The organism is Williamsia sp. (assembly GCF_016462415.1).
Taxonomy (GTDB): domain Bacteria; phylum Actinomycetota; class Actinomycetes; order Mycobacteriales; family Mycobacteriaceae; genus Williamsia_A.
Window position 1 is genome coordinate 1 of the sequence record NZ_JAEMTF010000136.1, and the last position, 10,054, is coordinate 10,054.

General features: G+C 67.5%; 8 protein-coding genes. 7 read left to right on the top strand and 1 reads right to left on the bottom strand.

The window, feature by feature from the left end; genetic code table 11:
- Positions 1-1,283, top strand: a 1,283-nt coding sequence (ahcY, locus tag JHC79_RS21280) for an adenosylhomocysteinase (RefSeq protein WP_296394616.1), incomplete at its 5' end; no start/stop codon positions are given.
- Positions 1,284-1,392: 109 nt separating this feature from the next.
- On the opposite strand, the gene JHC79_RS21285 is transcribed toward ahcY, so the two are convergent.
- Positions 1,393-2,028 carry a dTMP kinase gene (locus JHC79_RS21285; RefSeq protein WP_296394618.1) on the bottom strand — a complete coding sequence of 212 codons (636 nt, stop codon included), beginning with the start codon at positions 2,026-2,028 and terminating at the stop codon, positions 1,393-1,395.
- Between the two features lie 117 nt (positions 2,029-2,145).
- Between JHC79_RS21285 and mtrA the strand changes: the two genes are divergently transcribed.
- The 6 genes from mtrA to JHC79_RS21315 all read left to right on the top strand — a co-directional run bounded on the left by mtrA (position 2,146) and on the right by JHC79_RS21315 (position 9,940).
- On the top strand, positions 2,146-2,832 hold the full coding sequence (gene mtrA, locus JHC79_RS21290; protein ID WP_296394620.1) for an MtrAB system response regulator MtrA: 687 nt from the start codon (positions 2,146-2,148) through the stop codon (positions 2,830-2,832).
- Positions 2,829-4,457, top strand: coding sequence for an MtrAB system histidine kinase MtrB (mtrB, locus tag JHC79_RS21295; protein WP_296394623.1), 1,629 nt, complete (start codon positions 2,829-2,831; stop codon positions 4,455-4,457). Before mtrA ends, mtrB begins: the two co-directional genes overlap by 4 nt.
- Positions 4,450-6,237: an MtrAB system accessory lipoprotein LpqB gene (gene lpqB / locus JHC79_RS21300; protein ID WP_296394626.1), complete on the top strand. Its 1,788-nt coding sequence runs from the start codon at positions 4,450-4,452 to the stop codon at positions 6,235-6,237. Before mtrB ends, lpqB begins: the two co-directional genes overlap by 8 nt.
- Before the next feature lie 187 nt (positions 6,238-6,424).
- Positions 6,425-7,657, top strand: a complete 1,233-nt coding sequence (locus tag JHC79_RS21305; protein ID WP_296394628.1) for an ATP-grasp domain-containing protein — start codon at positions 6,425-6,427, stop codon at positions 7,655-7,657.
- Complete coding sequence (locus JHC79_RS21310) at positions 7,650-8,753, top strand: GNAT family N-acetyltransferase (protein ID WP_296394630.1); 1,104 nt, start codon at positions 7,650-7,652, stop codon at positions 8,751-8,753. Before JHC79_RS21305 ends, JHC79_RS21310 begins: the two co-directional genes overlap by 8 nt.
- 38 nt (positions 8,754-8,791) lie before the next feature.
- Positions 8,792-9,940: an alanine dehydrogenase gene (locus JHC79_RS21315; RefSeq protein ID WP_296394632.1), complete on the top strand. Its 1,149-nt coding sequence runs from the start codon at positions 8,792-8,794 to the stop codon at positions 9,938-9,940.
- Positions 9,941-10,054: the final 114 nt, after the last annotated feature.

Genomic DNA, 10,054 nt, shown 5'->3' on the forward strand with positions numbered 1-10,054 from the left:
GTTCGCTGCACATGACCACCCAGACCGCCGTCCTGATCGAGACCCTCGTCTCGCTCGGCGCCGAGGTCCGCTGGGCCTCGTGCAACATCTTCTCCACCCAGGACCACGCCGCCGCGGCCATCGTCGTCGGCCCGTACGGAACCCCCGAGGAGCCCAAGGGAATCCCGGTCTTCGCATGGAAGGGCGAGAGCCTGGAGGAGTACTGGTGGTGCGCCGAGCAGATGCTGACCTGGCCCGACGAGCCGGCCAACATGATCCTCGACGACGGTGGCGACGCCACCATGATGGTGCTGCGCGGCGCGCAGTTCGAGAAGGCGGGCGTCGTCCCGCCGGTCGAGGACAACGACTCGGCCGAGTACACCATCTTCCTCAACCAGCTGCGTGAGCGCTTCGAGACCGACAAGACCAAGTGGTCGACGATCGCCGAGTCGGTCAAGGGTGTCACCGAGGAGACCACCACCGGCGTCCTGCGCCTGTACCAGTTCGCCGCCGCCGGCGAGCTGACCTTCCCGGCCATCAACGTCAACGACTCCGTCACCAAGAGCAAGTTCGACAACAAGTACGGCACCCGCCACTCGCTGATCGACGGCATCAACCGCGCCACCGACGTCCTCATCGGCGGCAAGAAGGTCCTCCTCGCCGGTTACGGCGACGTGGGCAAGGGCTGCGCCGAGTCGCTCGCCGGCCAGGGCGCACGCGTCCAGGTCACCGAGATCGACCCGATCAACGCGCTGCAGGCGCTCATGGACGGCTACGACGTCGTCACCGTCGAGGACGCGATCGACAAGGCCGACATCGTGATCACCTCGACCGGCAACCTGGGCATCATCACCCTCGATCACATGCGCCAGATGAAGGACAAGGCGATCCTGGGCAACATCGGTCACTTCGACAACGAGATCGACATGGCCGGCCTGGAGAGCTCCGGAGCCAAGCGCGTCGTCGTCAAGCCGCAGGTCGACCAGTGGATCTTCGACAGCGGCAAGTCGATCATCGTGCTGAGCGAGGGTCGTCTGCTGAACCTGGGCAACGCCACCGGCCACCCGTCGTTCGTGATGAGCAACAGCTTCTCGAACCAGGTCATCGCGCAGATCGAGGTCTGGACCAAGAACGACGAGTACGACAACGAGGTCTACCGCCTCCCGAAGCACCTCGACGAGAAGGTCGCCAAGATCCACGTCGAGGCACTCGGTGGCACGCTCACCAAGCTCACCAAGGAGCAGGCCGAGTACATCAACGTCGACGTCGAGGGCCCGTTCAAGCCCGAGCACTACCGCTACTGATCCGTCAGAGCACCGCGGTCTGATCGACCGCTCCCGCGACAGCGAAACGCTCCCGCGACCGGAATGCCGGTCGCGGGAGCGTTTTCGTGTTGCGGGATGGGTGCTCGTCTCAGGCGCTGAGCAGGTCGTCGGCGAGCGAGGGTGCGAGGTTCGCGTCGAGGACCCACCAGGGTGACAACCAGTTGCTCTGCGCCAGTTGCCGGTACACCGCGTCGACGTCGTGTTGCAGCTCGTTGTCGCGTTCGTACAGGTCGCGGCCCCGGGTCGTGTCGGCGTCACCGCGCGCGGCCGCGCGTCCCATCGCGACCTCGGCGGGCACGTCGATGAGCAGGTGGTGGTCGGGCACCGGCAGCGCGAAGCGGTGGAACTCGAGTTCGGCCACCCATGCCACGGCCTCGCCTGCGGCGTCCTGACCGCACCGCGCGGCGGTGTAGGCGGCGTTGGACGCCACGTAGCGGTCGAGCAGCACCACATCCGATCCGGCCAGAGCCGTTCGGATGTCGGCCGCCGCACCGGCGCGATCGAGTGCGAACAGCATCGCCATCGCATACGCGCTCGACCGCAGGTCGCCGTGGGCGCCGTGGAGGGCCTCGGCGGCGATGTCGGCGTGGACCGACTCGCCGTACCGAGGGAAGGCCATCGTCGTCACCTGACGCCCGGCGTCGCGCCACCTGCTGGTCAGGCCGTCGACGAGCGTTCGCTTGCCGGCGCCGTCGATTCCCTCCACCGCGATCAGAACTGCCACACCGCAGAGACTAGTCAGCACACCGGCGCATTCGACGTCGGTGGCGCCGGACGCGCCGGTCAGGGCCGGTGGGGGCGTCGGCGCGCCACCCGCATGTTCATCGTCGTCGGTGTCACCATGGGGAGCATGAAGCCCAGGATTCTCGTCGTGGACGATGACGCGGCACTAGCCGAGATGCTCACCATCGTGCTGCGCGGCGAGGGTTTCGAGCCGTTCGTCGTCGGCGACGGCACCCAGGCACTCGCCGCGGTCCGCGAGATCCGACCCGATCTCGTGCTCCTCGACCTGATGCTGCCCGGTATGAACGGCATCGACGTGTGTCGCGTGCTGCGCGCCGACTCGGGCGTGCCGATCGTCATGCTGACCGCCAAGAGTGACACCGTCGACATCGTCCTGGGCCTCGAGTCCGGCGCCGACGACTACATGGTCAAGCCGTTCAAGCCCAAGGAACTCGTCGCCCGCGTCCGGGCCCGGCTGCGTCGCACCGACGACGAGCCCGCCGAGTTGCTGTCCATCGGGCCCATCGAGATCGACGTGCCCGCCCACAAGGTGACCCGCGACGGCAACCAGATCTCGTTGACGCCGCTCGAATTCGACCTGCTCGTGGCCCTGGCGCGCAAGCCGCGGCAGGTGTTCACCCGCGACGTGCTGCTCGAACAGGTCTGGGGCTACCGGCATCCCGCCGACACCCGACTGGTCAATGTCCACGTGCAGCGCCTGCGCGCCAAGGTCGAGCTCGACCCGGAGAACCCGGAGGTCGTGTTGACGGTGAGAGGGGTCGGCTACAAGGCCGGCCCGCCGTGATCGGGCGGTCTCGTCGCAGGATCAACCCGACCTTCCCGCGTGCCCTGCGGAGGTGGTCGACGGCGGGCCGGTTCGTCGGACGGATCTGGCGTCGCTCACTGCAGCTGCGGGTCGTCGTCTCGACGATGGTGTTGTCGTTCGTCGTCCTGCTGATCCTCGGGTTCGTGTTGACCAGCCAGATCACCGACCGACTGCTCGACCTCAAACTGCGGGCTGCCACCGAGGAGATCGACCGCGCCCGCACCTCGGTCGAACGCGATCTCTCCGGCGGCGACGCGAACGCGTCGATCCAGAACCGGCTACGGCAGACCCGTTCGATCCTCACCGACCGCGACGTCGACACCACCCCGGCCTCGGGCGTCGTCGGCACCTTCGACACCGTCCTGCTGGTGCAGGGCGGGGGACCGCAGGACACCGCATCGGTGGGGCCGATCGAGGAGATCCCCGACACCCTGCGGCGGATGGTGCGCGCCGGGCAGATCGCGTACCAGTACTCGTCGGTCGAGGGGTCGACGGGACGCAAGACCCCGGCGCTGATCGTCGGTACCCCGACCTCGTCGGGGATCAGTGGACTCGAGCTGTACCTCGTGTTCCCGCTGACCAACGAGGAGAGCACGGTGTCGCTGGTGCGCGGCACCATCTTCACCGGCGGACTCGTGCTGCTCGGTCTGCTCGCCGCCATCGCGATGCTTGTGTCGCGGCAGGTGGTCATCCCGGTGCGGTCCGCGTCGCGGATCGCGGTGCGGTTCGCCGACGGCCGTCTCAAGGAACGAATGCCCGTGCGCGGTGAGGACGACATGGCCCGGTTGGCGATGTCGTTCAACGACATGGCCGAGAGCCTGTCGAAACAGATCACCCACCTCGAGGAGTTCGGTGGACTGCAGCGACAGTTCACCTCCGACGTCAGCCACGAGCTGCGGACACCGCTGACCACCGTGCGCATGGCCAGCGACGTGCTCTACGACGGCCGCGACGAACTCGACCCGGTGCGCAAGCGGTCCGTCGAGTTGTTGAACAAGGAACTCGATCGTTTCGAGACGTTGCTCGGTGAGCTGCTCGAGATCTCCCGGCACGACGCCGGTGTCGCCGAACTCGCGGCTGAGCGCGTCAGCATGAGCATCCCCATCGACGGCGCGTTGGCGACCGTGCGCCACCTCGCCGAGGAGACCGACACCCCGCTGGTCCTCGACCTACCCGAGGAGCCGGTGCTCGCCGAGATCGATCCGCGGCGGGTCGAACGGATCCTGCGCAACCTGATGGCCAACGCCATCGACCACGGCGAGCAACGCCCGGTCACCCTGACCATGCGCTCCGACGGCGACGCCGTGGCGATCACCGTGCGCGACCGGGGGATCGGGTTGCGCCCGGGCGAGGAGAAGTTGGTGTTCAACCGGTTCTGGAGGTCGGACCCCTCGCGCTTCCGCCGCTCGGGTGGCACCGGCCTCGGTCTCGCCATCAGCATCGAGGACGCACGCCTGCACCAGGGGCGTCTCGAGGCCTGGGGTGAGCCAGGCAAAGGTGCCTCCTTCCGACTCACCCTCCCTCTCGTCCGTGGACACAAGGTGCTGGGAAGTCCGTTGCCGCTCAAGCCCGTTGGCGCGCGTAAGGTGAACGGCCGTGAGTGAGCTCCGTGGTGACCCCCGTTCCCCGGTGACGCCGCGGCGTGGTCGGTGGACGCTGCTCGTCCTGATGTGCGCGGTCCTCACCGGCGTCACCGGCTGCGTCTCGATCCCCACCAGCTCCAGTCCGCAACCGATCGGGTCGTTGGAGCGACGCGCACCGGCGGTCAACGTCCCCACCCCGCGTCCCGGCATGGACCCCGAGTCGCTGGTACGCGACTTCCTCAAGGCGACGGCGAACCCGAGTTCAGGGCACCTCGCCGCACGCCAGTACCTGACGAAATCGGCGTCGGACGCCTGGGACGACCGCGGCGGCGGGTTGATCCTGAGCCAGATCAACGTGCTCACCGACGCCAGGACCGACAGCACGTTCACCGCGCGGATCATCGGCGACAACGCCGGCACCCTGCAGTCCAACGGCCATCTCGTCCCCGCGACCGGTCGGGTGGAGAGCCGGCTGTCGATGGTGCTCGTCGACGGCCAGTGGCGCATCGACGGGGCCCTGCCGAGCGGCGTGATGATCGACCGGACGCAGTTCACGTCGAGCTACCGTCCGCGGGACCTGTTCTATCCCAACCCCTCCGGCGAGTACCTGGTCGCCGACCCGCGGTGGCTCTACTCCACCGGTGAGGACTTCTCGGACCAGCTCGTGGACCTTCTCGTGGCGGGGCCGTCCGACGAGCTCGCCCGCGCGGTGGTCACCGAGTTCCCGGCGGGCGCGGCACTGCGGGGCTCGATCGAGACCACCTCGACCGGCGGCGTCCGCATCGAGCTGACCGGACTGAGCTCGCTGGCCGAACGCAACCGGACACTGCTCGCGGCGCAACTGATCTGGACCCTCAACAAGTCGGACGTGCCGGGGCCCTTCGTCATCGACGCCGACGGCGCGCCGCTCAACGACCGGTACTCGAGCGGCTGGCGGACCACCGACGTCGCCTCGCTCGATCCCACCGACGCGGCGCAGTCGAAGCTCGGTCTGCACGTCATCCGAGCGGGTGCGCTCGACCGCGTCGAGGGCGGCCGGCTCATCCCGATCGCGGGCCCACTCGGTGGTTCGAATGCGCTGCTGTCGGCGACGATCTCGTCCGACGGCGGTCGGGTCGCCGCGGTCGCGCGCAACACCGCACCCCCGCCGGCGGCGGCGCAGGCACTGCAGGTCGGTGACTACGGCGGTGTCGCGACGACGATGGCCACCGGCACCGTCATCTCCCGGCCCTCGTTCGGCCCCGACAGCGACACGATCTGGGCGGTCGTCGACGGGCGGGTGTTGCGGTGGTCGCGCGATGCGACCGGAACGGTCCAGGCGCCGGTGGTGGTGAACTCCGACGCCATGTCGTCGGTGGCCCGCGGCGTCATCACCGAACTCCGGGTCTCCCGCGACGGGGCCCGCGTCGCAGCGATCGTCGGCGGCAAGACGGTGCTGGCCGTCGTCTCGACCGCGACCGACGGGGCGGTGTCGTTGACCGGCGCGCGCGACGCTGCCTACAACATCGCCGGTCAGGCGGTCTCGCTCGACTGGATCTCCGGCGACACCGTCGTCGTCGCGCGCAACACCACCGACACCCCGGTCGTGCAGGTCAGCATCGACGGGACACCCGCGGTGGGCCTGCTCAGCGGCAACCTGACCCCGCCGGTCACCGCGGTGGTGGGGGACAACTCGACGCTCTACGCCGCCGACAGCCGCGGCATCCTGCAGCTGGGCAGCACCAACGGCGAACCCGACCAGTACTGGAACGAGGTCGCACCGACCATGGGCTCGCAGTCCATCCCGGTGCTGCCGCAGTAGCTCGGGCCGTCCGTACTACAGCCAGGTGTCCGGACAAGGAATTTTCTGTTCACCAGATCTTTTCTGTTGCCCACCGTCGTCGCCGGGATACCGTTTCGTTGCCTGACTAACGAATCACGGATCCCGATTCCTGCGACTGAACGGTGACATGACGTCCGCAACGAGAACACCTGCACCCTCGCTCGTCGTGGTGGAGACGAACCACTCCGGGGGAGGTGTGGAGGCGCTCCGCAGGGCCCGTCGCGACGGGTTCACGACCCACTTCGTGTGCAAGGACCCGGCTGAGTACTCGGCTCTCCTCACCAGCCCGGTAGATGAATGCGATCGACTGCACGTCGTCGACACCGTGGATCCAGAGGCGTTGACGGCGTTGGCGTCTGAGCTCTCGACGCAATCCTGCTGCGCCGTGGTCGCCTACGACGACGTCGCGATCATCCCCGCCGCGCACCTCGCGGAGATGCTGGGCATCAGCAACGCCCCCACGGTTCGATCGACCAGGACGATGCGTTTCAAGGACGAGCTGCGCGCGGCTCTGGTCGACACCCCGTGGGAGACGAGACACGCGGTCGTCGACACCGACGGTGCCACCTCACCCCTGGGCTATCCCTGTGTCGTCAAACCGACCGATGGTGCCGGGAACTACGCCGTGGCCGTGTGTTTCGACGACGCAGACTATGTGGGGGCGTTGGAGTCGATCGGGGACTTCGCATCTCGCGAGTACAACCGGGGGTACTTCCCGCGCGACCGTGCCCTGGTCGAGGAGTTCATGCGCGGCGAGGAGTACTCCGCGGAGCTGGTGTGGTCGGCGGATTCCGGAGGGTGGGAGCTCATCGGGTACACCACCAAGCGACACCTGTCGTCCGCTGTGCCGCTCGAGGTCGAACACATCTTCCCGTTCGTGTTCGACGACGATCGCGGTGTCCGGATCCTCGAGGAACTTCGCGCGATCCTCGGGATCATCGGTGTGACGCACACGGTGGTGCACGTCGAGTTCATGGTGGATCTCGACGCCGCCGACGCTCCGGTCTCGATCGTCGAGGTCAACGGTCGACCCGCCGGTGGGCACATCAACGACCTGGTCGAGTTGGTCACCGGAGCCAGTCTCATCGACCACCACATCGCGGCCGCGACGGGAACCGGGGTACGGCCCGGGATCGATGCGGCCGTCGGCGCCGGCACGGCCTGCGCCGGAATCCGCTTCCTCGTCCCCGAACCCGGACAGACGCTGCGGGAGATCGCGACGCCGAGCGACCTGGATGGTCTGTTCTCGGTCAGCTGCGTCGACACCCCGTTTCATGTGCCGGTGATCCTGAACAGCGATTCCCGGGTCGGTTACGCCATCGCGAGCGGTCCGTCGCCACAGTCGGTCCGCGCCCGACTCGACCGATTCGTCGACAGCTCCCGCCTGACTTATGCGTAGCCGCCCGGTCTCGTTCTATGTCGGCGACGGGTGGCTGAACTATCTCCGCGCCGTGGGCGACCGCCGCTATTCGTCGGTCACTGCCAGCGTCCCCGGCGGTGACCTGGTCTCGGTGTCGGTGTGGACTCCGGACGGTCGCACCTCGCCCGCCTCCGGCTACCGTGCCGCCACCTTGACCGGCCGCGAGTCGGCCCTCGACGAGGACTTCCTCTATCTCGGCCCGCATCGCGGCTACGAGAACCAGATGTCACTCGCGGATGCGGATTCGACGGTCGACCGGACCGTCGCGGTCGAGTCGGCGATCGCGGCGGTCACCAGGGAGGCCTCCGACCGGGGGCTGGCGGGGACGATCATCCCCTATCTCGACACCGCGGACGCCCGGGAGATCGACGATGTGGTGTCCGGCAGTTCGATACCGGTCCTGCTCGATCCGACGATGACACTCGACCTGCCCGGTGACGCATTCGACGACTATCTCGCCGGTCTCGGTTCCAAGGGCTCGGCCAAGGTCCGCAGAGAGATCCGCAAGCTGGCATCGACCGGACTGCAGTCGGATCACGAGTCGTTGGCTGCGGTCGCGCGAGAACTGGGACCGCTCGTCTCCAACGTCCAGCGGCGCCACGGAGTCGACGAGTCCCCGGAGGACTGTGTCCGCGGACTCGAGGAGCAGGCCGCCTTCTGCGAGCAGGAGGCCGTGGTGTTCTCCCTTCGCCGACCGGACGACGGAACCCTGGTGGCGGCGTCGGTCTACTACCTGGGTGTGGGTTCGATGCACTCGCGGATGGTGGGAATCGACTACGACCTCGCGCGCAACGGCGAGTACTTCTTCGCCAACATCTACGCGCCGGTGCGGTGGGCATACGAGAACGGATTCCGACGAATCGAGCTGGGACGCAAGTCCGAGTCGACCAAACGGGAACGTGGAGCACACCCGCGCCCCCAGTGGTCGGTGGTCGTCCCCACTGTCGGTGTGGGACCGGGTTCCGCCGACACGGCGAAGCGTAACGCGCAACGTCTGGATCTGATCCGCGCCGAGCTGCCCACGCTGGCGATCGAGGACGTACCGCACAGCTGGATCGAACCGGCTGTTGTTTGACCGATGACATCACCACGAGCTCACAAGGAGTGTTCACCATGGAACTGACGACATTTGGCGTGATCGGGACGTCCCTCAAGCCCCACGAGAAGCGTGTTCCCATACACCCCGGCCACCTGGATCGGATCCCGGCGGAGCTCCGGTCGCGGATCGTGATCGAGATCGGCTACGGGGAGCGGTTCGGTGTGTCCGACCGGAGCATCGGTGATCTCGGTTTCCGCCTCGCTCCGCGCGACGAAGTCCTCCGTACGACCGACACGGTCCTCCTGTTCAAGCCGGTTCTCGACGACGTCCGACAGATGCGAGCAGGGCAGACGTTGTGGGGGTGCCCGCATTTCGTCCAGGACCGGGACATGACACAGCTGGCCATCGACCGGCGTATCTCTGTGATGACCATCGAGGGAATGCGGCATTGGAGCAAGGGCGACGGGTTCGATCTCTTCGTGTTCCACCGCGTCTCGGAACTCGCAGGCTATTGCTCGGTGCTGCACGCACTCGAGGCCACCGGTAAGAGCGGCCTGTTCGGTGGCCGCCTCAGCGCCGTCGTCTTCGGCTACGGCTCCACGGGGCGTGGCGCGGTGACCGCGCTGCAGTCACTGGGCGTGACCGATCTGACCGTCGCGACGCTCAGGGCGCCGGCAACGGTTGCTGCGCAACCGAACGCGGCGCGCGCGGTGCAGTTCGCCGACACCGCGGACGGGGGCGCCGTCGTCGTGACCGAGACCGGTGTCGAGGTCGACGTGGACACGTTTGTCGCGGGCACCGACATCGTCGTGAACTGCATTCTGCAGGACCCCCGGTCGCCGATCGTTCTTCTCGACGATGCTGCGTTGCAACGCCTTCCGTCCCCGGCGCTCTTCGTCGACGTCTCCTGCGACAACGAGATGGGGTTCTCGTGGGCCTCGCCCACGACCTTCAGTAGCCCCATCCGTGATCTGGGGGCGCACAAGTACTACGCCGTCGATCACAGCCCGTCGCTGCTGTGGGATGCCGCGAGCGCGGTCATCTCCGAGGCGTTGCTGCCGTATCTGCCGACCGTGATGGGCCCCCGTACGCAATGGTGGGCCGACCCGACGATCGACAACGCTGTCGAGATGGTCGATGGTCACCTGCGTAATCAGACCGTGGTCGATTTCCAGATGCGTGCCATCGAATACCCACATGCGGAGATCGGCGTGTTGGCATGAGTGTGGACTTCCTGGTCCGGCCGCTCTCGAACGCCCAACGGAGTTCGGGGATGCCGTCGCATCGCTACCGTTCGTTCGCCGATGAGGTCGAGACGGTCTCGGTTCCCGACCGCA

Bases quoted from the DNA above. Each gene is read 5' to 3' on its own strand.
- JHC79_RS21310 (WP_296394630.1), top strand. From the start codon at position 7,650: ATGCGTAGCCGCCCGGTCTCGTTCTATGTCGGCGACGGGTGGCTGAAC.
- mtrA (WP_296394620.1), top strand. From the start codon at position 2,146: ATGGGGAGCATGAAGCCCAGGATTCTCGTCGTGGACGATGACGCGGCA.
- JHC79_RS21315 (WP_296394632.1), top strand. From the start codon at position 8,792: ATGGAACTGACGACATTTGGCGTGATCGGGACGTCCCTCAAGCCCCAC.